A 24,055-nucleotide genomic window follows, 5' to 3' on the forward strand; every position below is an offset into this window, starting at 1 on the left:
TTCCGAGCATTTATTGCGCGCCCCTAAAGGCCAACTATGTGTCCAAGGCAAACCCGCTGCGGTTTGCAGTCATTGACATGCATTTGGAGACTCACCATGAAAGCGTGGTTATTGAAAGATTTCGGGCTCGACAATCTGCAGTTGGGCGAGACAGAAACCCCGCAACCCAAGGCGGGCGAGCTGCTGGTCAAGGTTGGCGCCGTCTCGCTGAACTTCCGCGACAAGGCCATCGTTGACGGTATCTACGAGCCGCACATGGTGCCAAAACCGCTGATACCGGTAAGCGATGCCGCCGGCACGGTGGTTGCGGTAGGCGATGGCGTTACGCGTTTTCAGGTCGGCGACCGGGTCAACTCGCATCTTTATTCACGCTGGCTGGACGGCGAACCTGGGCCAAATGAGCCGGATTACTGCTTCGGCTCGCCACTGCCTGGCGGCCTGGCCGAGTACATGATCATTCACGAGGACAGCGCGGTGGGCGCGCCGGCCAACATGAGCGATGAAGAGGCGGCCACGCTGCCCATCGCCGCGCTTACTGCGTGGTATTCACTGGTCGATTTCGGCGCGATTCAACCGGGCCAGACCGTGCTGGTTCAGGGCACCGGCGGCGTTTCGATATTTGCCGCGCAAATCGCTACGGCACTGGGCGCCAAGGTCATCGCTACGTCGAGCAGTGATGACAACCTGCACGCGGTAAAGCATCTGGGTGCGGTCGCCGGGATCAACTACAAAACCACGCCGAACTGGTCGGATGAAGTGCTTAAACTTACCGAAGGCAAGGGTGTGGATCTGCTGCTCGATGTCGCCGGTGGCAATGGCATCAATCAATCCGTCGCCGCGACCAAGGCTTCTGGACGCATCGCGCAGATTGGTTTCCTGGCCGGGCAGACCGTCGAACTCAACCTCATGCCGCTGATTTTCCGCCAGACCACAATTCGCGGCATCGCCGTCGCACCGCGCTCATCGTTCGACCGCATGAACGTATTCCTCGCGGAACACGACATCCGTCCCGTCATTGAGCACGTGTATCCGTTTGAGCAGGCCCGTGAGGCCTACGAGCATTTGGCGAAAGGAGCGTTTGGCAAGGTTGTGATCAAGGTGGGCTGACGCCCAGCCCCAAAAAAAGGCGCCGATGAAGGCGCCTTTTTTCTGCCTCGGCTTTACGGCTCGCCGCGTTCCACCATGGCTCGCCATTGTTGCACGCTTGGGCGTTCCTGCATGCGGGCCAGGGCGATTTATGCTGCCGTGGCCGGTGCGCAGCTGATTGCACGGAGCCGGGGCGCTATTGCGTTGTTTGATGAGTTGATTGGCAGTTACGAAAGCGCTGGACTGATGTCGGCAGACTTGACCGAGTAACTCCTCATCTGGGCAGAAATCCACTCCCGACTGTACGCCAGCACCCCTTCGGCAACCGCCGTGGGGAAATGGATAAACCCGTGCGGGCATTCCGGCAGTACGAGCATTTCCACCGGCGCTGCTTGTCGCCAACGCTCGGCAAGCAGCAGCGTGTCGTCGCGCAGCGGATCGAGTTCACCAGCAAACATCAGCGCCGGCGGGAATCCGGTGAAATCGCCGTACAGCGGCGAGAGCGGAGGCTGGCGTCGCTGCTCGTCGGTCAGCCCCGGCGTCAGCAGGCGCAACGCCTCAACCATGCCGGGGCCGTCGAGCACCAGCGTGTCGGCTGGCGCACTGCGCACGCTTGGTGTTCCGGTCAGGTCGTAAACGCCGTAATACAGCAGCGCGCCGCGGATCCGTTGCAGCAATCGTGGCGATGACTTGAGGGCGAGCAGGGTGGCGGCGGCGAGGTGCGCTCCCGCCGATTCGCCGACCACCACCACGGGCAAATCCGCAAACTCGGCATCCTGCAAAAGGCCGCGAGCGGCGCGCACGCAATCCTCCAGCAACCCCTCGATCGGCGTCGACACGGCCAGTCGATAATCGACTGACACTACTGCCACGCGGCAGGTATTGACGATGGCGACGTTGAAGTTGTCATTCATCTGAGCATTGCCGATCACCCAGCCGCCGCCGTGGAAATCCAGCACCACGCCTTCAGGTTTACCTTTGGGACGAATGATTCGGACCGGCACGCTGTCGATGACGCGCCGTTCAGCCGTCAGCCCCTGCTCGCGCAACTTGCCCGCGCCACCGATCTGACCCATGCGCAACAGCGCCTGGATCAGCCGAGGGGTCAGTCGATTGCGAACCTTGAAGCGCGGCAGCCAGGCGAGTTTTCTGTTGAACGCGCGCACTTGTGCCAGCTCGCGCTCGCCCTGAGGCCATGGGAAATCGCTCACGTGCGATTCTTCATCAGGATCGAGAAGTTCAGCGCCGCCGCGACGCACAGCCACACCAGATACGGGAACAGAATCAGTCCGGTGACCACATCCAGTTGCAGCGCCATGACCACCATTGCCGCGACTACCAGCCACAGCACCACCAGAATCACCATCGCCGCCAGCACCTGATGCGCGCCGAAGAATACCGGCGTCCACAAGGTGTTCAGGGCAATCTGCGCGGCCCACAACGCCAACACGATTTGACTGCCGGGGATCAGGCTCAAGCGATAACCGGCCCACGCCAGCAGCAGGTAAATAATCGTCCATGCCACGGGGAACGCCCAGTTGGGCGGGGTGAAGGAGGGCTTGTTCAGCGATTCGTACCACGGGCCGGGTTTGAACATCACGCCGGTGGTGGCCGCTGCTGCGCAGGCCAAAAGGAAAATGAAGAAGGTCATTGCCAGTCCTTAGCTGTGATCAGCTTTTATGGAGAGTTAAGAAGAGGACGCCTGGGTACGCAAAAAGTTTGGCCGGGAAAACGAAATGGCAAACGGCGATCTCGGTTACCGCAGCATTGCATGGGCAGACCCAGGTGAATTTTTCCGAACCTTCATTGGCGCAGCACTATCAGAACTAGCAAGGCAGTCAACAAATAGCGCTCGCTCCAAAGGTTGATCGCAACGCTGCTGACTTGAAATACGCGATCAATCGCCAGCCAGGACCCTTGTATGCAACGAGACAGTTTTTCCGGCCAAATCATCGTCATCGGCGCCTCCTTCGGCGGGCTTGCGGCGTTACTCGAGCTGCTCGGCCAGTTTCCGGATGACTTTGAGGCCGCAGTGCTCATCACCATGCACATCGGCGACCAGCCAAGCCAGATGCCCCGTATTCTGGCAGCCGCCACGGCGTTGAACATCAGCTTTGCCGAGTCCGGAGAGCCGATCCAGGCAGGGCGCGTCTATGTGGCGCCACCTGACCGGCATCTGCTGGTCAAAGGGGGAACGATACACCTGACCCGCAGTGCCAAAGAAAACCACGCCCGTCCCGCGATCGATCCCATGTTTCGATCCGCCGCAGCCAGCAACCAGAACAAGGTGATAGGCGTCATCCTGACGGGTGAGCTGGATGACGGTGTCGTAGGGCTTCAGGCGATCAAGGCATACGGAGGGCTGGCATTTGTCCAGGACCCCGCCACGGCGCAAGCGTCTTCGATGCCGGAAAGTGCGCTTCGAAACGTTGAGGTGGATGGTTGCCTTCCACTGGCTGAACTGGGCGAGGTGCTGGTGCAAACAGTCCGGCAGCGCGCAACCGAAGCTGCATCATTTGAAAGCGGCAAACGAGTCGAGCCCTTTGCGACAGAAAACGATCTCACTGAAGACTGGAGCTCAGGGGGAGCGTATGCGCTGGATCCGATAGGCAAGGTTTCAGGTTTGTGTTGCCCCGAATGCGGCGGCGCGTTGTGGGAGCTGGGTGATAAGCCGATACGCTTCCGTTGCCATACCGGCCATGCCTATTCGTGGGCTGCGTTGTTTGAATCGCAGAACGAAACGGTAGAGGAAGCCTTGTGGGTCGCCGTTCGGGCCTTGCATGAAAAACAATTGCTGCTGGGTCGGTTGATTCAAAGCAGTGAGGTGGCCGGGCGCGGCGGTGCAGTCAAAGAATATGAGCTGGCGAGTGCGGGACTTGAGAGCCATAAGGGCACGATTCGAGCGCTGCTGGCCTCGTTGCGCCCTGCTTGATGGCCAGGTTCAAAGGGACAGCACCTGGTGGCTGCTGACCCTTTGAACCTAAATGTACCCTGCGACAGCATCGCTCACCAAAATCAGTGCTCCTGCTACAAATATCGCGCAGCCCATCAGAAACGAAGGGCTCGGCGCGTCGATCAGCCTCGATGGAAAGCTCAGGTTTTTTTGCGATCTCATGACGAACTCCTTTTAGTGCAGAGGATATTCAGACGCACCGATTGCGCTGCCATGTGCCGCGCTGGCGGAGTCGGCAAACAAGGTCATGGCGGGCCGATATGAGGCGTCGCCGCGCTGCGATTGCGCGCTCGCGTCGTGGTCCGGGTATTCATCAGCGAGGTTGTTCGGAATCAATGTGCCCACACCGAAAACATTCAACGCGATGTGCACCCTGAGCCGGCGACAGGCCTGTTGACAGTCGCGCTCAAAAGCAGCGGAGGCTTTTTCCAGGAGCTGTTGCGAAGGATCAGCGGTCGGCTGAGAGTCTTTGACGTTTTTCATGTTGATCACCTTGAGCAGGGAACAGACCCGGTGCCGAGGCCGCCTTGTGGCGTTCAGGCTTCGCCCATACGTCTCGGACCAGGCTATCTCGCAGTCACCACGGCGGGCGTCAGCGTATGTATTTGAGAGGCGTGGCTGACACAGAAATTTCTTTTTTGCGTGCCTGTCTGGACGGACGGCGCAGCGCTGGAAGTTCAAAAAAGTCAGGCGAGTTCTTCGCGTATATGACTCTTTTGCCGGGGGGGCGAACAAACACTTTCGTCCGCCCGCCTGCTCAATCATCCCTTGGCGCGCATGAGAATCGCGTTGGCGCGCTCAATGACGGGCGCGTCGATCATCATGTCGTCCAGCACAAATACGCCTTCACCAGAGCGGGCGACGTTCGCCACCCGCCGGGCCCAATCGAGTTCCTGCGCGTCGGGTTTCATTGCCTGGTGGATGACCGCAACCTGAGCCGGGTGAATACACAGCGCGCCACCAAACCCCATGTCACGCGCGAACTGCACGCTGGCGTGCAAACCTTCGGTGTCCTGTATGGACGGGTAGACGCCATCCAGAGCTGGCGCCAGACCTGCGCTCCGGGTGGCGAGCAGTACCGCGTAACGGGCGTGGCTGAGGACTTGTTCGGCGGCCGGGCTGCCCGTTTTCAGATTCAGATCCAGACCGAGGTCAAGGCTGCCGAATGACAGACGCTCGACGCCCTCGGCCTCGGCAATCTCAGGCAACCGGGCCAGGCCTCTGGCACTTTCGATGATCGGCCAGACCGGTTTGCCTGTACGGGCGGCGATAGCAATCTGGGCAGCCTCTTCGGCTTTGGGAAAGAGAATGCCGACGACCCCGGCATGCCGGCGACACACGTCCAGATCGGCGGCATGCGCCGGGTGACGGGGAGCATTGATCCGAACCAGCACTCGGGCGCCCGGGTTTTCGCTCAGGTAGCGATTCAGGTTATCGCGCGCCTGATCCTTCAGCGCTTGCGACACCGCGTCTTCCAGATCGACAATGACCCGATCGGCGCCGGTGGCGACGGCCTTGGGAATGCGCTCCGGGCGAGTCGCCGGCACAAACAGCGCGCTGCGAACGTTTTCACTGATCATGGTGTGTGCCTTCGCTGAAGTGGATCTCGCCCAATTGCGCAACGCCCGCTGCATTGCCAGCCCAGACCTGCGCCACGCCGTTTTGCGTGACTCGGCCGCCCACTGAAAACGCCTGCGCAGAGATCAAGGGGCGGACGCCACGAAAGCTGAATCGATGCAGACGTGCATCGGGGTGCGCCCGGGTGAAGGCGCGCAAGTTGAGCGTGGCGATCAGGGGACCATGCACCACCAGCCCGGGGTAGCCCTCGGTTTCAGTGACATAAGGCCAGTCATAGTGAATGCGATGGCCGTTGAACGTGACCGCTGAATAGCGAAACAGCAAGGTCGCAGACGGCTCGACCTGTTCCTGCCATTGGCCTTGCGCAAGCGTGTCAGCAGTGCTCAGTTTCGGTGGCGTCGGCTCGCGATAGACGATGTCCTGGTCATCCTGAAGTGCGCGCTGGCCGTCCTGGAAATACTCATGGCGGACGGTGACAAACAGCAACGATCCGGTGCGACCGTGTTTCTCCTCGACGTTGAGAATGGTCGATACACAGGTCACCTCCGCCTCAACCCTCAATGGCTGGAAGAACTCGATGCGGCTGCCGGCCCACATGCGATTGCGGTTGTGTGCCGGAGGCAAAAAATCACCGAGCGCCGGATGGCCGTCCGGCCCCAACTGCTCGGCCATGACCGGTTCCTGAAAAAACGCCCAGTGCCACAACGGCGGCAGCGGTTCGTCCGGTTTCGGCGCCGGCTCGCTCAACGTTGCGGCGATGCGCTTGACCAGGGTGAAACTGATCCTGTCGTGGCATTCCTGACGCCGGCCGATCCAGGCGGAAAAATCAAAGGCAGTCATCTTCATCACTCCTGCATGTTTGGTCAGGGGGCGAACCCTGGAGTCAAGGTTCGCAACACGTTTGTCGGTCGGTCAGATTGCTCCGTCCAGGCGCATCTGCTCGATGCGTTCGGCACCCCATCCCAATTCGGCCAGAATCTGCGTCGTATGCTCACCGAGTGCCGGCACGGCGCCCATGCACGGAGCAAACGCGCTGTTGCCGGCGGGCGGGAGCAGGCTGGGAATAACGCCAACCGACGTGTCCACCTCCCGCCAGCGATGGCGAGCCTTGAGCTGCGGGTGATCCCATACGCCTTGCATGTCGTTGACTCGCGCGTTGGCGATCTGAGCGTGGTCGAGTCGATCAATCACTGCATCAAAATTGAGCCCTGCAAATGATTCGATGATCAACTCGCGCAGCGCTTCACGGTTCTCGACGCGTTTGAAATTGGCACAGAAACGCGGGTCTCCAGCCAGCTCCGGCTGCTGCAAAACCCGGGTGCAGAACAGCTGCCATTCCCGTTCATTCTGCAAGCCAAGCATGACCGTGCTGCCGTCGCCGATGGGGAAGGGGCCGTAGGGATAGATCGTTGCATGGGCGGCGCCGGCACGGGGCGGCGGTGCGGCGCCATCGAAGGCGTAATACATCGGATAGTTCATCCACTCGACGAGGCTTTCGAGCATCGACACATCAATGTGGCTGCCTTCACCGGTGCGACCGCGCAGCAGCAATGCCGAGAGAATGCCGCTGTAGGCGTACATACCCGCAGCGATATCGGCAATCGAGCAACCGGCCTTGGCCGTTTCCTGCGCGCCCGGGCCTCCGGTCACCGACAGGAATCCACCCTCGCTCTGGATGAGCAGGTCGTAGGCCTTCCTGTTTTCATATGGCCCGCCAACGCCATAACCGGAAATGTCACAGACGATCAATTGCGGAAAACGCTCACGCAACGCTTCGAAGGACAATCCCATCCGCGCCGCCGCGCCCGGCGCCAGGTTTTGCACCAGCACATCGGCGCCGGCCAGCAGCTTGTCGAGAACGTCGCTGGCGGCGTCCTGTTTCAAGTCCAGCGTCAGACTCTCCTTGGAGCGATTGGTCCAGACAAAATGCGAGGCCAGACCGTTGACGCGCTGGTCGTAGCCACGGGCGAAGTCGCCGACGCCGGGACGTTCAACCTTGATCACCCGGGCGCCGAGATCGGCCAGTTGTCGGGTACAGAAAGGCGCGGCGATCGCATGTTCCAGGCTGACGACGGTTATGCCATCGAGGGGGCGGACGTCTTTGGGCTGACTCATGCTTTTATCTCTCTTGTCATGATGGGCCGGTGCACGCGTTGACCACGCCGCACCGGACCTTGCGCCGAAAAATCAGAACGAACGCGGCAGCTCCAACAGGTGTTCCGCGACGTAGGACAGGATCAGGTTGGTGGAAATGGGGGCGACCTGATACAGACGGGTTTCGCGGAATTTGCGCTCCACGTCGTACTCGCAGGCAAAGCCGAAGCCGCCGTGGGTTTGCAGGCAGGCATTGGCCGCTTCCCAGGAGGCTTTGGCCGCGAGGTACTTGGCCATGTTGGCGCTCGCACCGGCATTGAGCCCGCTGTCATATTCTTCGCACGCGCGCCAGCGCATCAGGTCTGCCGCCTCGATTTCGATGTGCGCCTGCGCAATCGGGAACTGAACGCCCTGGTTTTGCCCGATCGGGCGGCCGAATACCACGCGATCGCGGGCATAGGCGGCGGATTTTTCGATGAACCAGCGCCCGTCGCCGATGCACTCGGCTGCGATCAGCGTGCGCTCGGCGTTGAGGCCATCGAGGATGTAGCGAAAGCCCAGGCCTTCTTCGCCGATCAGGCTGTCGGCGGGAATCTCCAGATTGTCGAAGAACAGTTCGTTGGTTTCGTGGTTGACCATGTTGGCGATCGGTTGCACGGTCAGGCCATTGCCGATGGCTTCGCGCAGGTCGACGAGGAAAATCGACATGCCTTCGGATTTTTTCTTCACCTCGGCCAAGGGTGTCGTGCGCGCAAGCAGGATCATCAGGTCGGAATGCTGGACGCGCGATATCCAGACTTTCTGTCCGTTGATCACGTATTTGTCGCCGCGTTTGATGGCAGTGGTCTTGATCTTCGTGGTGTCGGTACCGGTGGTGGGTTCGGTAACCGCCATCGATTGCAGGCGCAGTTCACCGCTGGCGAGTTTGGGCAAGTAGTAACTTTTCTGCGCCTCGCTGCCATTTCGAAGCAGGGTGAACATGTTGTACATCTGCCCGTGAACCGTTCCGGAGTTGCCGCCACAGCGGTTCACTTCTTCCAGGATGACGCAAGCTTCGGCCAGGCCCAGCCCGGAGCCGCCGTACTCGACCGGAATCATCGCGGCCAGCCAGCCGGCGTCGGTCAGGGCTTTGACGAAAGTTTCTGGAAAGCCTTTTTCTTCGTCGATCCTGCGCCAGTAAGCGGCATCGAATTCAGCGCAAAGGGCGCGCACACCTTCGCGGATGGCATTGAGTTCTTCAGCGTTTCGGTCAGTCATTATTGTTCTCCTCGACGCTCACGCCCGGTCGTTGCCCGGCGTGAGAAAGTCCGGTTTACGGCAATCAGATCGGGTTGAAACCCAGTGCAGCGCGAAAGCGATTCTTGATGTAGTGACCATCGCGTGGCGGCAGCACCCGTGGTGGGTTTTGCGCCTTGATTTTGAGGGTCGCCAGTTTGACCCCATCGCGCGTGGCGAACCGCTCGCGCAAATCGTGCACGCCTTGCATGTCGCGAATTTCATCGGTCCAGCTGAAGCCGCAGGCCTTCGCGACCTGGTCCAGATTGACACCAAAACCGGCGTGGCTGACCTGCATGCCGGTTTCGCCGAAATGGCCGTTGTCCAGCACAGCGATGGTCAGGTTCGCCGGTTTCTGCAGGGCGACCGTAGCGAGCGCACCAAGCCCCATCAGCAGCTCGCCGTCACCGGTGACGACAACAACCGATTTGTCCGGTTGCGCATTGGCCAGGCCCAGGCCGACGGTGATGGCACTGCCCATGGCGGCCCAGAGGTAGTAATTGTGATCATGGTCGCCGGCCGCCATGACGTCGTAGGACGCTGATCCCAGGCCTGTTACGACCAGTACGTCTTTGCGATCAGCCAGCAAGGCCTTGACCACTTCGCGACGGCACAAGGTGTGGTTTGCGCTTACTTCACCCATTTCTTTTCTCCGATCAGACGCTGCCCGAGCAGCAGGGCAGTGGCGCGGTCGCCGTTGAACGCCATGGTCGCAGCACCGTGCAGCAAGGGCGCGACATCGGCGGGAACGTCGGCGCGCCAGGTCATCACGTTCATCAGCTTCAGCGAAGCCTCGGTCGCCTGGCCCATCGGGTTTTGCCACGCGTTGAATTCGGCCCAGTCACCGCGCATGGTCACTACCATCAAGAGGGGAAAACCTGCGCAGTTCTGCAGCGCCAGTGTGTTGATGCAGTTGCCGACGCCGCTCGACTGCATCAGCAATGCGCCGCGCTCACCGCCAAGCCAGGCGCCGGCAAGGTAGCCGATGCCTTCTTCTTCAGTGGTCAGCACGACGGCTTTGATGTCCGGATCGGCATAGGACATGCGGATCGCAGCGCAGTGACCTGCGTCCGGGACGAAGACCACGTGTTTGACGTCATGCGACTTGAGCACGCGAAACACGTCCTCCTGCCAATCCCGCTCGACGGTGTTTTGAGCTTCTGAAGTCATGTCACTCTCCGGCAGTGCTGCTTTTGTTTTCACCGATTCTGGGTGCGCTGGCGGAGAACGACGACTACCGTTTTTGTCTTTGAGATATGCCGGTTTTGTATAGCTGGGCGCTGTCTGCCTCGGGTTGACTGCGCACCGGCAAAAAAATGCCCTCACCGGGCGCTGTCGTGGGCAGGCCGTGAGGGCAAAAGGGAAGACGGTGTAAGCGCGGATCAGGATTTGCGTTGCAAGGTGTGGTAACCCAGCGCAGTGCGCGCGTCCCTGAGGGATTTGCCTTCAGCGATCAAGGCGCGAATGCGCGATTCGACTTCCTCGATCGAGCGTGCACAGGCGGCCACTTCACGGGCTCGATCCCGTGGCACGATGACCACGCCGTTGGCATCGGCGACGACGATGTCCCTGGCGCAAACCCGAGCCTGGCCGATGGACACGGGCCGGTTGACCGACTCGACTTCCACCCGGTCCTTTCCGGTCCGCATGAAGCGCCCCTTGCTGAACAGCGGATAACCGTCACCCAGCGCCTTGCTGACATCCCGGCAGACGCCATCGATGACCGTTGCGGCAATCCGTTTGGTGCCGGCGTACTGGGTCATGATGTCGCCCCAGACGGTGCAGTCGGTGCGCCCGTCGTTGTCGATAACCACCACGTCGCCTTCCGCCACGTCATCAATGAAATCGCCAACCGTGCCGGGTGGGCAACTGGCGGTGACGTAGCGCACGGTGTAAGCCGGCCCGACTACGACCTGCCGGTAGTTATCCAGGGGCATGACACCCAGGCATTGGCCGGGCAGGCCCAGTTTGTCCAGGGCATCGGACACTCCGGGTGTATCCAGGCCTTCAAACAGCGCAACCAGTTCCTGGTCTTGGGGGGACATGTGGCACCTCACAGTGATAACAGTTTTGTTCAGACTAAGGCCGGTCCAATGAGCGGCCCGTATTTATGCACCGGACCGTTTCAACCCGGCATGCTCAATTGCGCCCGTGGTTCGGAAATGGTCAGCAACAGGATGAAGCTTGCGAATGATCCGATCGCCAGCCACGCAAACACATAGTTCCAGCCATAGTTATCCAGCAGTAGTCCGGTGATGAACGGCGTGGCTGCCGCCCCGAGCTGGCCGACCATGTTCACCACGGCGTTGGAGATGGGGAACGTTTTTTTGCTGGTCAGCCCCATCGGATAAACCATGTATGAGGAAAAGCCCAGGCTGAGCACCGCACCCGTCGCCAACAGCAGCAAGCCGTAGGGAATGGGTTCTGCCGGCGAGTTGATCAGCAGGTACATCATCAACGACGTCCCCAGCGCGGAGAGCAGCATGCCCGGTTTGCGTCGCCCGCCCATCAGGCGATCCGAGCAGAAACCACCGAGCAGGTTGCCAAGTACCGCTCCCACCCACGGCGCAGCCGAGACCAGGCCCATGTTCATGATCGAGAATTGTTTGACCGTCATCAGGTACGTCGGAATCCAGGCCAACAGGACGCTCGATACGCCAAGCTGGAAGCAATAGCTGGTGGCGCAGCCCCAGATGTTCCAGGACTTGAACACCTGCCGGTTGGTCTCAAGGCGCGCTTCATCGCGCACCCGTATGACGCGGTCGAGTTTGCTGACCCAGGCCGGGGTCTGCCGCGGACGCGATTGTTGAGTCGCCTCGGTGGTGTCGGTCTCTTCGGTGATGTAGCTCAGTTCTGCTGCGTTGACGAACCGGCTGCGCGAAGGGTGATCAGTCACCATGAAATACCAGACGATGGCCAACACGATGCCGGGCACGGCGAAGAAGTAAAAGATCTCGCGCCAGCCCCATACCGAAATGATCACGGCGCACAGAGGTGGCACGATCACCGGGCCGAATTTCACGGCGGACAGAAAGATCCCGGACGCAGTGCCCTTTTCCCGCGCGGGAAACCAGTTATTGATCGTCGTCGTCATGCTGATCGGCAATGGACCCTCGGCCACGCCGAGCCCCAGGCGATACAGCTTGAGGGCCAGCAGTGAGCCGGCTGTACCCACCAATCCAGTCAGAACGGATGTCATTACCATGGCGCCGGGCAGGATGCGGCTGACGCCGAAACGGCCAAACGCGAAGCCGGAGGGAATCTGTGCCAGCGCGTAGGCCAGGAGAAACAGGCTCATCAAACCGCCGGCCTCGGCGTTACTCATCGTGAATTCTTTACGAATGAACGGCAGCGCGACGCCGAGATTGGCGCGGTCGGCGGCTGCGATCGTGTAGATCAGAAAAATCAGCGTCGCGACCACCCAGCGGTAACGGCTGCGCACGGCAGGTTTTAGCACTTCAGGCATAGACATTGGGGCAGACCTTATTGTTGTGGTGGTGAAAGCGTGCTTCAGTTGGCCAGCCCGGCCTTTTCCAGCACTTTGTCCAGCCATGACTGGTCAATCGCGCCCGTCGCAATTTCGGCTTTGACCTGCTGTTCGTGCGCATCATGCTCACGCGCCTTGAACAACACCTCTTCAGCGTCTTGCGGAGCAAAGGCAACCAGACCGTCTTCATCACCGACCACGATGTCGCCAGGGTTGATGATCATCCCGCCGATGGACACCGGGACATTGATTTCACCCGGCCCGCTTTTATAAGGACCGCAATGCACCACGCTGCGCGCATAACAAGGCGTGTCTTGAAAACAGGCCACATCGCGGATGGCGCCATCGACGACGAAGCCCACACAGCCGCGCTGTTGTGCATAGAGCTTGATCAACTCACCGATGACCGCATTGGTGGCGTCACCTTGCGCATCGATGACCAGCACGTGCCCCGGCTCAATCAGGGTCAGGGCTTTGTAGATGTAGAGGTTGTCGCCGGGACGAGTCTTCACGGTCAGAGCAGTACCAACCAGTTTGCCCGTGTGGTTGTAACGCGTCAGTCCACGGGCACCGATGTGGCGCCCCAGGTTGTCGCTGATATGGGGCGTGACGACACTATGAAACGCCTCCAGCAACGCGCGTGACGGCTGCGGCGGAGAAGGGTGGATACGTGAACCGGGCAATGACATGGCGACCTCCGTGAACGACTGAACCCATGTGGGCTAGGCGTTCATAGTAAGAAACGTCGCTCGTTACCATTAGCGATATTTATCTATGCAAAAGCATCGCTTTTTTTCTCGTTCGCTTTGCGCCTCACCACACCATGCGGCTGAAATCACAGCAGTGCGCGGCCAGACGTGCGACCTCCACGCTGAGGCCCTGAAGTCGATCGGCACGGTGCACGGCAATGTAATGAATAGGCGGCAGCGGCGGGTCGGTTTCGATCACCAGCAGCCGACCCTGATCCACCAAAGGCGCGAGACACTGGCGAGGCAGGTAACTGATCCCGACACCGGACAAAGTCAGGCCCAACTGGGCAATCAGGTAGTTGCTTTTTATCGTGCGGTTGACGCGCACATCGTTCTGCGTGAACCAGCGCTCATAGATCAATCCGGTGCCCGAGCCGCCGCCCTGGGTCAGCACGGTGTAAGTGGATAGGGCTTGCATGTTCATGGTCGCGTCGCCTTGGTGCAGCGATGGTGCGCACATCCAGGCATTCTCCACGGAACTCAGCGGCGTGCTGACGAAACGCGAGTCGGCGAAGATATCGGGAACGATGATCAGATCAAGTTGATCGTTCTCCAGCTTGGCCACCAGTTCGGTGCTCAGCTCGATCGAGGGTTCCAGTGCGACTTTGGGGTAGGCGCTGCGAATGCCCTCGACCAGTGCCGGTAGCCAGGTCATGGCGGTCAGCTCCGTGACGCCAATGCGAAAGCGCCTGACCAGCACTTCCCTGGAGCTGATTCGCTCGAGCAGATAATCGCGCTGGCGAAGGATTTCCGTGGCCTGCTCGAATAGCTCGGTACCTTTCTCCGTCAGGCGCGCGCTGCGTCTGGAGCGATCGAAAATCGGCATGTCGAAGGCGTCTTCCAGCTCCTGAATGCGCTTGGAGATAGCCGACTGAGACATGTTGAGCTTCATGGCGGCGGATTCGAAGCTGCCCAGCTCGACAATCCAGTAGATGGCTTCCAGTTGCTTGAACGTGATCATGGCCCAGGCCCGGTTGAAAAAAAGTGTTCCATTATTTACCAGAAGCATCGAGTGAGCGCCGCAATAAACACGCAAACCCGGCCAGGGCCGGGTTTGTTTTCAAAGACATCAACGCAGGCGGGAACAGAACTCGCCGATGGCTTCGCAGGCCTTGCGCAGCGAAGCGTCATCCAGCGCATAGGCGATACGGATGTAAGGGCCAAGGCCGAAGGCGCTGCCGGGCACCACCGCGACATTGGCTTCGTCGAGCAATGCGTGGGCAACGTCTTCATCGCTGAGCAACACCCGACCGCCCAGTGAAGTGCGACCGATCAGCCCGGCACAGCAAGCGAATACATAGAACGCCCCTGCCGGGCTGGCGCACTCGATACCGGGAATGGCGTTCAAAAGTTTGACCATCAGATCGCGACGTTTCTGGAAGACCGCGCGGCTCTCGTGAATGAAATCCTTGGGCCCGTCCAGAGCGGCCAGTGCCGCCTGTTGCGAAATCGAACTCGCCCCTGAGGTCTGCTGGCTTTGCAGCTTCTCCATGGCTTGCAGCAGCCAGCGAGGGCCGGTGGCAAAACCGATGCGCCAACCGGTCATGGCGTAGGCCTTGGAAACGCCGTTCATGGTCAGGGTTCGCACGGCCAGACGAGGTTCGACCTGGGCCAGGGTATGGAAGGTCTGCTCGTCAAATATCAGATGTTCGTAAATGTCATCCGCCAGGATCAACACGTGTGGGTGCGCCAGCAGCACTTGCGCCAGGGCGTGAAGCTCATCGCGGCTGTAAACGGCTCCCGTCGGATTGGACGGAGAGTTCAGAATCAGCCAGCGGGTCTGCGGGGAGATCGCTGCGGCCAGCGCCGCCGGTGTCAGCTTGAAACCGGTGTCGGGGGTGCAGGTCACCCGCAGGGTTTTACCGGAACACAGCTCCACCATCTCCGGGTAACTGACCCAGTACGGCGCCGGCACGATGACTTCGTCGCCCTCGTTGAGCGTGGCGGCCAACGCGTTGTAGATGACCTGTTTGCCGCCGCTGCCTACAAGGGTCTCTTGCCACGTGACGTCGAGGCCGTTCTCGCGGCGGAACTTGGCAGCGACGGCTTCACGCAGTGAACGTGCGCCGGCGACTTGGGTGTAGCGGGTGTGGCCCTGTTTGATGGCCTGAATGGCGGCCTGGCGGATATGGCTTGGCGTGTCGAAATCAGGCTCGCCGGCGCACAGCGAAATGATCGGTGCACCTTGTGCCCGTCGCTCGGCAACGCGATCGATGATGCGATAGGTCGCCGATGGCTGCGTGGCGGCGAGGCGCTGGTTCAGTCGTTGGATATCGTTCATCAAACGTGCTCCGCCTGTATCGCTTCAAATTGACTGTCGTGCATGACTTCAGCCACAGATCGGTCGCTTCGCACCGCCTCGACCATACCGTTCTGGCGATGGGCAATACGTTCAGCAAGGTCGATGATCGCGTCGATGTGTGCCTGGGCAATGAACACCGTTCCGCAGTTGTCGGCAATGACGTAATCGTCTTCGCTGACCTTGATCCCGGCGACATCGATGGTCACAGCGGCATCGATCTGCACGACCCGATTACGTGCGCTGACCATGGTTACCCCGCGCCCATAAACGGGGTAGCCGATCTCGGCGCTGCCATCGATGTCACGGCTACAACCGTCAATCACGGTGCCTCGTACCTGTTTGGCGGTGGCAGCGTTGGCGAGGATGTCGCCCCAGCAGGAAACCCCTTCGATGCCGCCGCTGATCACCAGAACACGGTCGTCGCTTCGAATCTGTTCGATGACGGGCGTGATCAGATGGACAGTGGGTGCGCGATCGGTTTTGGCCGCCAGTAACACCGTACTGGCGCGCCCGACGATTTTCGGGCAACTCCACAGAGGTCGCAGCCCCACGGTTGCGCCGGGCAGGCCGAGGAAATCCAGCGCGTCCGAGACCGTATTGGTGTCCAGCAGCGCCAGGCGTTCGAGCAAACAGGATTGAGTCATTGGGGGAGCACCTTGGTGGCGGAGGCAGCCAGTGTCAGGCAGAGGGTTTGATAGGTATATTACGAATCACAGATCCATTACATACGTTGAACCTATGGAATCGCCATGATCAATTTTCGCCTGATTCGTCATCTCTGGTTGTTTCTGGCAGTGGCCGAGGAACAGAATTTCGGCCGCGCCGCCAAACGTCTCGGCATGTCGCAGCCGCCGTTGAGCGAGCAGATCCAGGTCCTCGAGCAGGCGCTCAAGGTCACGCTGTTCGAGCGTTCGCGACGGGGTGCCAGGTTGACGCCGGTCGGCGCAGCGATTCTGCCAGCCGTACGTAAATTCGCCGAACAGCTCGAGCGTCTGGAGCTCGCGGTAGAGGAGGCCGTGGCAGGGCAGTCGGGAATGCTGACCATCGGCGCTATTTCCACCGCCATGTTCGACGTGCTGCCGGGGTTGATCGAGCAACTGAAAAACCAGTATCCGCACCTCACTGTATCAGTGCGTGAAATCGACAGCGTCGAGGCGATTCCAGCGCTGGAAGCGGGAGACATCGACCTGGCCTTCGCTCGCCTTGACGGCGATTTGGGCGCATCGATCCGTTCGTTGCCGCTGACCGAAGATCGTCTGATGGTCGCGCTGCCCGCTGACCATCCATTGGCAGCGCGAAAGCGCATCAGCCTGTCCAGCCTTGCCACCGAGCCGTTGGTGATGTTTTCGCGCAAGGTCAGCCCGGTGTATTTCGATAACCTGATTGCGACTTGCCGGGCCAGCGGCTTTTCTCCCCGCGTGCTGCACGAGGTCCGCTCGGTGGCGTCGCAAATCGCATTCGTCAGTTGCGGCCAAGGCATTGCATTGGTGCCGGCGTCACTGAAGAAACTGGCACCCGACAACGTCGTACTGCGCCCGCTGAGCCAGAAACTCAACGTCGTCACGACGGCCGTGGCCTGGAATACGCTGCGCCCCAATCCGCTGGTGGATGCGCTGGTCAATCAGCTGAAAACCAGGGCTTGATACGTTTGGCCTATGAATACTTTCCGCAATCAGTCATTTACAGCGGGCTGCAAACCCCTTGAAATGCGCGCCTTGCCAGCAGCTTTACCTGCTTTCTTCGTCAGCTTTTCGTTCAAGGAGCCTCAACGTGTCCCCATCCGACGCCTTCATTCACCTGCGATTGCCCATGACAGTGGATGGCGTCGAACTCGACATTGCGGCGCTTCATCGATCGGGCTCGCTGGCTCCGATCGTCTTCCTCCACGGCTTCGGCTCGACCAAGGAAGACTATGCCGACATCGTTCGGCATGCAGCTTTTGCCGGGCATCCTTTTCTGGCATATGACGCACCGGGTTGCGGCGAAAGCGAATGCGATGACTTGTCAAAGATCTCCATCCCGTTTCTGATGCAAACCGCTGTGCAAGTCCTGGCACAGACCGGCATTGACCGCTTTCATCTGGTGGGGCACTCGATGGGCGGGTTGACTGCATTGATGCTGGCGCATCATTTTCCGGATCGAGTGCTCAGCTTTGTCGATATCGAAGGCAACATTGCGCCTGAGGACTGCTTCCTGAGTCGGCAGATTGTCGACTTCCCGGCGGAGGATCCTGACGCTTTCTTTAGCGCGTTCATTGAACGCACGCGCCAGGCGCCGGCGTATGCGAGCGCGCTCTATTCGGCCAGTTTGCGGCACAAGGTCCGCGCAGGCGCGGTACGCGGGATTTTTCAATCGATGGTCGACTTGTCGGATAACGCCAGCCTGATGGACAAGTTTCTCGGGCTGCAATGTCCGCGCATGTTCATGTACGGCGAGCAGAACGCCGCGCTGTCCTATCTGCCGCACATTCAGGCTCACGGCGTGCGTTTGGCGCCGATTGCCAACTGCGGGCACTTCCCTATGTACTCCAACCCGGTCGCCATGTGGCAGCAGATCGCCGATTTTTACCGTAGCCATTTCGGCTGAATGCACGGGGCGAAGTTGGCTGTGGATGCGCCATAAAAAAGGGCCCGTACAGGGCCCTTGTCATGTTGGCGATTCAGATTCTCGCCGCCTGCGTCTTCGCGTAACACTTCAAGCCGGTACGCTCCTCGACTTCGCCTGACCCGCTGATGTAGCCGTATCGCGAGAGGTTCGGCATCAGCATGGCGGCAATGAAGGTGATGGTCACGACGGCGGCGACGTAGAAGAAGAAATATTCCTCGACCCCTTGGGCGCGTAGCGACAGGGCCACGTATTCAGCCGTACCGCCAAACGCCGCATTACCCACCGCATACGGAAAGCCGACGCCCAAAGCACGAACGGCGGGAGGGAACAGCTCTGCTTTAACGATGCCGGCAATCGGCGTGTACAGCGAAGCGATTGCCAGACCGCCAAACACCAAAAGAAACGCAGTGAACGGACTGCTGACCGTTTGCAAGGCGTACAGCAGCGGAATGACAAGCAGCAGGGCGAGCCCGGAGAACATCAGCATGTGCGCCTTGATGCCTACACGGTCGGCGAGCAAACCGAACAGCGGCTGGCAGAACATGAAACCGACCAGCGCCGCCGTCATGATGAAACTCACCGTCTCTGGACTGAAGCCTGCGGAGATCACCAGGAATTTCTGCATGTACGTGGTGAACGTGTAGAAATACAGCGATCCGCCGATCGTGAACGCGACGACCAGGGCGACCGCGCGCTTGTGCTTGAACATGCCCCGCAGCGAGCCGGCGTCCTTGCGCTTCATGTCTTTTTGACTGGCGGTTTCATGCATGGCGCGCCGCAGGTAGACGACCACGATCGAGCTCAGCGCACCGATGAAAAACGGGATCCGCCAGCCCCAATCGCGCAACTCCTCGCTGGTAAGGGTTTGCTGAAGAATAACCACGGTCATCAAGGCCAGCAGTTGCCCGGCAATGATGGTGAAGTATTGAAAAGAGCCATAAAAACAGCGGCGGCCCGGTGTCGCAATCTCGCTGATGTAAGTGGCGCCAGTGCCATATTCGGCGCCGACGGAAAGGCCCTGGATCAATCTGGCGATCACAAGCATGACCGGAGCGGCCACGCCGATGGTTTCGTAGGTCGGCATGATCGCAATCAGCAAGGAGCCCGCGCACATCATGAACACCGAGATGATCATCGACACCTTGCGTCCCCGGGTGTCGGCGATCCAGCCAAAGATCCAGCCGCCGAGCGGCCGCATGAAAAAGCCCACCGCGAAGACGCCCGCCGTCGCGAGCAACTGGCTGGTGGTGTCGCCTTTGGGGAAAAACGAAGCGGCGAAGTAAATAGCGGTGTAGGCGTAAATGAAAAAATCGTACCACTCCACCAGATTGCCCGAGCATGCGCCCATGATCGCTCTGACACGATTCGGCGCCTTGGCCTGATCGGTGGAAGGGGCTTGTCGGGTGGGCTGTGAATGTGTTGCAGACATGGTGTTCACCCTTTCTTCAAGGCGAGACGTGACCGGGCACACTCAGAGGCGTGTCCGACGTTTTCGGCTGTGGGGCGATTCTTCAGGGCAGCAGAGGCGAACCGGTAGCGTTGCAATCAGCCACGGGGAAGGGGCGGGCGAAGGTTGCGGTTGAGGTAACACAGATGAAGTTGATCATGGCGCGAATCCTCGAATCTTATTCTTGTAGTGGGTCGGTCACGCTGGGCGGCCGACGTTGCTTGCACGCTACCGCAGCGTCAGGATTCGAATAAGCACCGAGCCAGCCTAACTGATATACCGAAATTCTATAGCTGGCTGCGCAGCCCCTACGGCGCGGGCCATACAGCGCGTCTCTCGGGCCGTAAACCGGATGTGGCCGGGTCAGCGGCGCATGCCTGTGAGTGTCATTGCGATTACACTTGTTCAACCTTCGGCGCACTTCGCTCCGAGTCTCACGCCTGCGGATCTGGCAATGGATGTCGTTCAACTCAAAACATTGATTCACGTTGCCGAACTGGGAAGTCTGAGCAAGGCTTCCGACCGTCTTCACATTGCTCAACCGGCCCTCAGCCGACAAATTCGGATGCTGGAAAAAGAGCTCGGCGCATATCTCTTCGACCGCCACGGTCGCGGGATGGAAATCACCGACGCCGGTCGCGAGGTGCTGGCTCATGCCACCCGAATCATGGAAGAGATGGAGTCCATTCGCAGTTCGGTCGTGGGCGGCAAGACGTCGTTTCGTGGCACCGTGGTGATCGGCACTACGCCCACCGTCGCAGAAATCATCACCGTTCCGTTGGTGCGCAAAATCAAACACGCTCACCCCAACCTGGCCATCCGTTTTTCTTCGGCGTTCAGCGGCTACTTGCTGGACTGGATTCAGCGTGGTGAATTGGAGCTGGCTATTTCCTACGACCCACAACCGTTGCACACGCTGCGCATCGTCCCGGTGATGATGGAAAACCTGCTGTTGGTGGGCCCTGCCAGCGCTGGATTGCGTCTTGATGCACCGGTCGCGTTTGCTGCGCTGGCGGAGCAACAATTGGTGCTGCCGAGTGCGCGTCACAGTCTGCGGGTGATTCTCGACAATTGTGCCCGCGACGTCGGGGTCAAGCTCAAGACCAGCGTTGAAGCCGATTCCTTTGGCGCAATGATCGACCTGGTGCGCAACGGCTTCGGTTTGACGGCTTTGCCTCTGGCGTCGATTTACGCGCAAATCGAAGCGGGTGTGCTCAGTGCGGCGCCCTTGATCGACCCGACACCGATGCGAAAACTGGTGCAAGTGTTTCCTGCTGATCGGCGGGTCAGTCCCGCCGCCAAATTTGTCGGTGAGGCGTTCATCGAGATTGCCGCCGACCTGGTTCAGCGCAAGATCTGGGCAGGCCACATGCTCTGATCGACCTGCACGCCTTTACACGCTGCAGGCCTTGAGTGCGTGCGGTGGTCTTTTGCCTTTTTGATGACAGTGCCTTGAACGAACATCCGCAATTACCCGGTGTATTTGGTATCGCCCTGCTGGGCGTCCTGCAAGTGTTGGTCTGGGGAGGCTCATTCTTCCTGATGGCAGTGATGGCCGATCCGATCATCAAAGATACCGGTTGGGCCAGCCAATGGGTTTACGGCGCTTTATCGCTGAGCATTCTGGTCTCGGCGCTACTCGCGCCGGCGGTCAGTCGGCTCATCGCGCGACAGGGCGGACGCGCGGTATTGGCCAGTAGCGGCGCAGGCGTGGCCATCGGGTTGTTCCTGATGGCCGGTGCCACCTCGCTGCCATTGTTCCTGTTGGCCTGGGCCGTTATCGGCGTGGGCATGGCGCTTGGTTTGTATGAAGCGTTGTTCGCCTGTCTGGGTGCTGTCTATGGTGAACGGGCGAGCAGGGCGATTACCGGTATCACGCTGATTTCCGGATTCGCCACGACGATTTGCTGGCCCGTCGTCGCGTTGATCATCGAACACATCGGCTGGCGTTCGACCTGCATGGCGTATGGCCTGATGCTGCTTGTTGTGGTCGCACCGCTGTACTTGCGGCTGCTGCCCCGTGGCGCGGTGTCAAGTGTCAGAGGGAAGTCGGCCACAGCCGTAGACGTCGAACTGGATACCAGGGTTTATTGGCTCTTGACGCTGATATTTGCGCTGGGGGCGGTGATCATGACGGCCATGTCCGTTCAGTTGATCTCTCTGCTGCAAGGGCAGGGCTACTCACTGGCTGCCGCTATCGGGCTGAGCGCTCTGTTAGGTCCCAGCCAGGTCGGTTCGCGGGTTCTGCAGGTTTTTTCGGGTAAACGCCACCCGATCTGGACGACCTTGATTTCTGTCGGGCTGGTGGCAATCGGCTTGTTTGTCGTCACGCTCGCGCCGGTCCTGACAGCGCTTGGCTTGCTGCTCTACGGAGCGGGAAACGGCCTGCGAGCCATCGTGAGAGGATTGTTGCCGTTGGCGCTGATGTCTCCCACCCAATACGTTTTGTTGATGGGACGCATGGCAAGACCATCGCTGATCGGGCAAGCCGCGACGCCCTTGGTTGGCGGTTATCTGCTGCACACGGTCGGAGCGGTGGGGGTGCTGGCGGGGTTGAGTGCGCTGGCTTTGTTGAACGTGCTGTTGGTGGGGACTCTGCTGGTGCTCATCAAGAAAACCTCAGATTGAGGCTCGCCGCGCCGCCTATACGCAAGCGCGGGCACGTCAGGGTATCTGACGTGCCCGCGCAACCTGGGATCAAGCGATTTTCAGCGCCTTGAGGAGCACCAGCGATTGTTCGGCGAACGCCTGGGCCTGTTCCGTCAGTTCGGCAATGTTTGCCTCGGCGGTGAGCAGCGGCTGGCCGTCCTTGACGAGCACTTCGCCTTGTTCGCTGATAACGCCCCACGCCAGTTGTGCCCACTCTGCCGGGAGCTTTTTGCCTTGCTTGATCGAAATCAGGAACAGTTGCTGGAAGCGGCTGACGGTCACGCCACCGCCCGTGACCGGGCTGGCCAGGGTCTGGATGCTGGCGGCATACAGTGAGCGCTTGCACAGTTGCAGATTGAGTGCAGCGCAACGTCCGCTGACCTGCAGCTCGGCGGCCTCGCTCTGGCACGGCGCCACAGCGCCCATGCCGATCAGCACGGCGAGTGCTTGCTCAAGGTCGTCGTAAGCCAGCGGAGCTGCCTGCGCGAGCAATTGGCGCATCGATTTCGCGGTGTAGTCCTGGGCTGCCAGTGCATCGAGTACCGGGCCATAGATCTCCGGTTGCAGCGTCGCTTCGCCAGCAGGCCCGGTGACCGAACCCGATACCGTTTCCCAGGGCTGCAGCAGCACAAAACGGGTGTGGAGCATCTTCGCGCGGCGTTCCGCTGAAGACAGTCGGGTCGCGCCGCGTACATACAGATCGCGGCGGAAGTGTTGGTTGACGAAGTAGTCACGCGCCTGCTCACGCATGATCGGGTGCTGGATGGTTTCCAGAAAGTCCATGCCTTCCGCGCTCAGGTTCAGCGGGTCGACCGAGTCCAGCGGCACCGCCGTGGTGGCGTAGTCGAGCTTGGCCGGCGCCAGCGCGTCGACCACGTCGGCGAAATACATGCAGTTCCAGTCGCGATTGAAATATTCGTGGGAGACGTAGTGGCGATCCTGGCCTTTGATGCTTTGCAGCCGCGCGCCCATGCTCGGCGCAGCCGCAGCGTATTTGGGGTTGGCCGCGAGCAGCGCTTCGGAAAACTGCAGTGCAGCGTCGATACGCTGATCAGAGTGTGTCGAGGCGTTGGCGAAACGGTCGTGCAGGCTGAACAGGTTGCGCAGCGGCGCCGAGGGCGACCAGCCGGGGAAGCAGTTGTAACTGACGTACAGCATGCCGCCCGGCTTGAGGTGGCGCCGGGCGAATTCGACAATCAGTTTCTGGTTTTCGCGACTGACCCACGTCCAGATGCCGTGCAGACTGATGCTGTCGAATTGCGGCAGATCGTTGCGCGCCAATAACTGTTCGAAGCTGTCGTCATACAGCCGGGCGCCATTGTTGGCGGCAGCCGCGAGATCGATCGCATGCGCGGCCATGCCCGGGTGGAAGTCCGTGCCGACAAACGAACCCGGGTTGGCCGCAGCATGGATGTTGACGGAGACGCCCTGACCAAAGCCCAGTTCGCAGTGAACGCCATCGATGTTTTCCAGACTGTTGAAACCGCGCAACAACAGGCAGTAACGCTGGAATACCGGATTGATCTCCCGGCTATAGCTGTAGGTGTAGCCTTCGTCGGTGAAATATCCTTCGTTCCAGGCGTTGCTCATAGGTACAGTCTCTTGTTCTCGGGAGTGATGGCAGTCTTATAAAGGGTTGGCATTGCGCGCGACAAGTAGAAAAAACCGCAGGGAGTTCCGAATACGCCTTAAACCCCGGTGGGAGCGAGCCTGCTCGCGAAAACGGTGTGTCAGCCAACTTGATCCAACTGAAAAAACGCTTTCGCGAGCAGGCTCGCTCCCACAGGGGACCTTCAATAATTCAAAACCTGGGACCGATCACGCACAC

General features: G+C 60.1%; 23 protein-coding genes and 1 pseudogene. 7 read left to right on the forward strand and 17 right to left on the reverse strand.

Annotated features, from left to right (window positions below):
• Positions 1 to 96 precede the first annotated feature (96 nt).
• Both HU727_RS03010 and HU727_RS25650 read left to right on the forward strand, forming a co-directional pair.
• Positions 97 to 1,107, forward strand: a complete 1,011-nt coding sequence (locus tag HU727_RS03010; protein ID WP_186528212.1) for a zinc-dependent alcohol dehydrogenase family protein — start codon at positions 97 to 99, stop codon at positions 1,105 to 1,107.
• A gap of 114 nt (positions 1,108 to 1,221) precedes the next feature.
• Positions 1,222 to 1,356: pseudogene (locus tag HU727_RS25650) on the forward strand (TetR/AcrR family transcriptional regulator); the annotation flags it as partial.
• On the opposite strand, the gene HU727_RS03015 reads toward HU727_RS25650, so the two are convergent.
• Both HU727_RS03015 and tspO read right to left on the reverse strand, forming a co-directional pair.
• Positions 1,314 to 2,297: an alpha/beta hydrolase fold domain-containing protein gene (locus HU727_RS03015; RefSeq protein ID WP_186528213.1), complete on the reverse strand. Its 984-nt coding sequence runs from the start codon at positions 2,295 to 2,297 to the stop codon at positions 1,314 to 1,316. The pseudogene HU727_RS25650 and the gene HU727_RS03015 sit on opposite strands and share 43 nt — an antisense overlap.
• A complete protein-coding gene (tspO, locus tag HU727_RS03020; protein ID WP_186528214.1) occupies positions 2,294 to 2,737 on the reverse strand; it encodes a tryptophan-rich sensory protein TspO in 444 nt (147 codons plus the stop codon). The genes HU727_RS03015 and tspO overlap by 4 nt, the downstream gene beginning before the upstream one ends.
• 270 nt (positions 2,738 to 3,007) lie before the next feature.
• On the opposite strand from tspO, the gene HU727_RS03025 reads away from it, so the two are divergent.
• On the forward strand, positions 3,008 to 4,018 hold the full coding sequence (locus HU727_RS03025; protein ID WP_186528215.1) for a chemotaxis protein CheB: 1,011 nt from the start codon (positions 3,008 to 3,010) through the stop codon (positions 4,016 to 4,018).
• A gap of 195 nt (positions 4,019 to 4,213) precedes the next feature.
• Here the strand turns inward: HU727_RS03025 and HU727_RS03030 are convergent, their stop codons facing one another.
• The 13 genes from HU727_RS03030 to HU727_RS03090 all read right to left on the reverse strand — a co-directional run bounded on the left by HU727_RS03030 (position 4,214) and on the right by HU727_RS03090 (position 16,168).
• Positions 4,214 to 4,522 carry a hypothetical protein gene (locus tag HU727_RS03030; RefSeq protein WP_186528216.1) on the reverse strand — a complete coding sequence of 103 codons (309 nt, stop codon included), beginning with the start codon at positions 4,520 to 4,522 and terminating at the stop codon, positions 4,214 to 4,216.
• 278 nt (positions 4,523 to 4,800) lie between these two features.
• Positions 4,801 to 5,619, reverse strand: coding sequence for an HpcH/HpaI aldolase/citrate lyase family protein (locus HU727_RS03035; RefSeq protein ID WP_186528217.1), 819 nt, complete (start codon positions 5,617 to 5,619; stop codon positions 4,801 to 4,803).
• Positions 5,609 to 6,457: an HTD2 family dehydratase gene (locus tag HU727_RS03040; protein ID WP_186528218.1), complete on the reverse strand. Its 849-nt coding sequence runs from the start codon at positions 6,455 to 6,457 to the stop codon at positions 5,609 to 5,611. Before HU727_RS03040 ends, HU727_RS03035 begins: the two co-directional genes overlap by 11 nt.
• Before the next feature lie 72 nt (positions 6,458 to 6,529).
• Positions 6,530 to 7,732 (reverse strand): CaiB/BaiF CoA transferase family protein, encoded by a 1,203-nt coding sequence (locus HU727_RS03045; RefSeq protein WP_186528219.1) that lies wholly within the window; start codon positions 7,730 to 7,732, stop codon positions 6,530 to 6,532.
• Positions 7,733 to 7,804: 72 nt separating this feature from the next.
• Positions 7,805 to 8,968 (reverse strand): acyl-CoA dehydrogenase family protein, encoded by a 1,164-nt coding sequence (locus tag HU727_RS03050; RefSeq protein WP_186528220.1) that lies wholly within the window; start codon positions 8,966 to 8,968, stop codon positions 7,805 to 7,807.
• Positions 8,969 to 9,032: 64 nt separating this feature from the next.
• Positions 9,033 to 9,629 carry a thiamine pyrophosphate-dependent enzyme gene (locus HU727_RS03055; RefSeq protein WP_186528221.1) on the reverse strand — a complete coding sequence of 199 codons (597 nt, stop codon included), beginning with the start codon at positions 9,627 to 9,629 and terminating at the stop codon, positions 9,033 to 9,035.
• The gene (locus tag HU727_RS03060; protein WP_186528222.1) at positions 9,617 to 10,156 is read right to left on the reverse strand and encodes a thiamine pyrophosphate-binding protein; all 540 of its coding nucleotides are present in this window, start codon (positions 10,154 to 10,156) and stop codon (positions 9,617 to 9,619) included. The genes HU727_RS03055 and HU727_RS03060 overlap by 13 nt, the downstream gene beginning before the upstream one ends.
• A gap of 212 nt (positions 10,157 to 10,368) precedes the next feature.
• The gene (locus HU727_RS03065; protein ID WP_186528223.1) at positions 10,369 to 11,031 is read right to left on the reverse strand and encodes an RraA family protein; all 663 of its coding nucleotides are present in this window, start codon (positions 11,029 to 11,031) and stop codon (positions 10,369 to 10,371) included.
• A gap of 80 nt (positions 11,032 to 11,111) precedes the next feature.
• Positions 11,112 to 12,458, reverse strand: a complete 1,347-nt coding sequence (locus HU727_RS03070) for an MFS transporter (protein WP_225919762.1) — start codon at positions 12,456 to 12,458, stop codon at positions 11,112 to 11,114.
• A 38-nt stretch (positions 12,459 to 12,496) separates the two neighbouring features.
• Positions 12,497 to 13,162 (reverse strand): RraA family protein, encoded by a 666-nt coding sequence (locus tag HU727_RS03075; RefSeq protein ID WP_186528224.1) that lies wholly within the window; start codon positions 13,160 to 13,162, stop codon positions 12,497 to 12,499.
• 124 nt (positions 13,163 to 13,286) lie between these two features.
• On the reverse strand, positions 13,287 to 14,183 hold the full coding sequence (locus HU727_RS03080; RefSeq protein WP_186528225.1) for a LysR family transcriptional regulator: 897 nt from the start codon (positions 14,181 to 14,183) through the stop codon (positions 13,287 to 13,289).
• Positions 14,184 to 14,291: 108 nt separating this feature from the next.
• On the reverse strand, positions 14,292 to 15,506 hold the full coding sequence (locus HU727_RS03085; protein WP_186528226.1) for a pyridoxal phosphate-dependent aminotransferase: 1,215 nt from the start codon (positions 15,504 to 15,506) through the stop codon (positions 14,292 to 14,294).
• Entirely contained in the window at positions 15,503 to 16,168 is a 666-nt protein-coding gene (locus tag HU727_RS03090) for an RraA family protein (protein ID WP_186528227.1), read from the reverse strand. Before HU727_RS03090 ends, HU727_RS03085 begins: the two co-directional genes overlap by 4 nt.
• Positions 16,169 to 16,273: 105 nt before the next feature.
• On the opposite strand from HU727_RS03090, the gene HU727_RS03095 reads away from it, so the two are divergent.
• Complete coding sequence (locus tag HU727_RS03095) at positions 16,274 to 17,167, forward strand: LysR family transcriptional regulator (protein ID WP_186528228.1); 894 nt, start codon at positions 16,274 to 16,276, stop codon at positions 17,165 to 17,167.
• 166 nt (positions 17,168 to 17,333) lie between these two features.
• On the forward strand, positions 17,334 to 18,110 hold the full coding sequence (locus HU727_RS03100) for an alpha/beta fold hydrolase (RefSeq protein ID WP_186529223.1): 777 nt from the start codon (positions 17,334 to 17,336) through the stop codon (positions 18,108 to 18,110).
• Between the two features lie 73 nt (positions 18,111 to 18,183).
• On the opposite strand, the gene HU727_RS03105 is transcribed toward HU727_RS03100, so the two are convergent.
• Positions 18,184 to 19,560 (reverse strand): MFS family transporter, encoded by a 1,377-nt coding sequence (locus tag HU727_RS03105; RefSeq protein WP_186528229.1) that lies wholly within the window; start codon positions 19,558 to 19,560, stop codon positions 18,184 to 18,186.
• A 472-nt stretch (positions 19,561 to 20,032) separates the two neighbouring features.
• Here HU727_RS03105 and HU727_RS03110 point away from each other — a divergent pair, with 472 nt between their 5' ends.
• Both HU727_RS03110 and HU727_RS03115 read left to right on the forward strand, forming a co-directional pair.
• Positions 20,033 to 20,956, forward strand: a complete 924-nt coding sequence (locus HU727_RS03110) for a LysR family transcriptional regulator (protein WP_186528230.1) — start codon at positions 20,033 to 20,035, stop codon at positions 20,954 to 20,956.
• 74 nt (positions 20,957 to 21,030) lie between these two features.
• A complete protein-coding gene (locus HU727_RS03115) occupies positions 21,031 to 22,206 on the forward strand; it encodes an MFS transporter (RefSeq protein ID WP_186528231.1) in 1,176 nt (391 codons plus the stop codon).
• A 69-nt stretch (positions 22,207 to 22,275) separates the two neighbouring features.
• Here HU727_RS03115 and HU727_RS03120 read toward each other — a convergent pair whose 3' ends face one another.
• On the reverse strand, positions 22,276 to 23,817 hold the full coding sequence (locus tag HU727_RS03120; RefSeq protein WP_186528232.1) for a class I SAM-dependent methyltransferase: 1,542 nt from the start codon (positions 23,815 to 23,817) through the stop codon (positions 22,276 to 22,278).
• Between the last annotated feature and the right edge of the window lie 238 nt (positions 23,818 to 24,055).

The sequence above is a fragment of the Pseudomonas khorasanensis genome, assembly GCF_014268505.2.
GTDB classification, from domain to species: domain Bacteria; phylum Pseudomonadota; class Gammaproteobacteria; order Pseudomonadales; family Pseudomonadaceae; genus Aquipseudomonas; species Aquipseudomonas khorasanensis.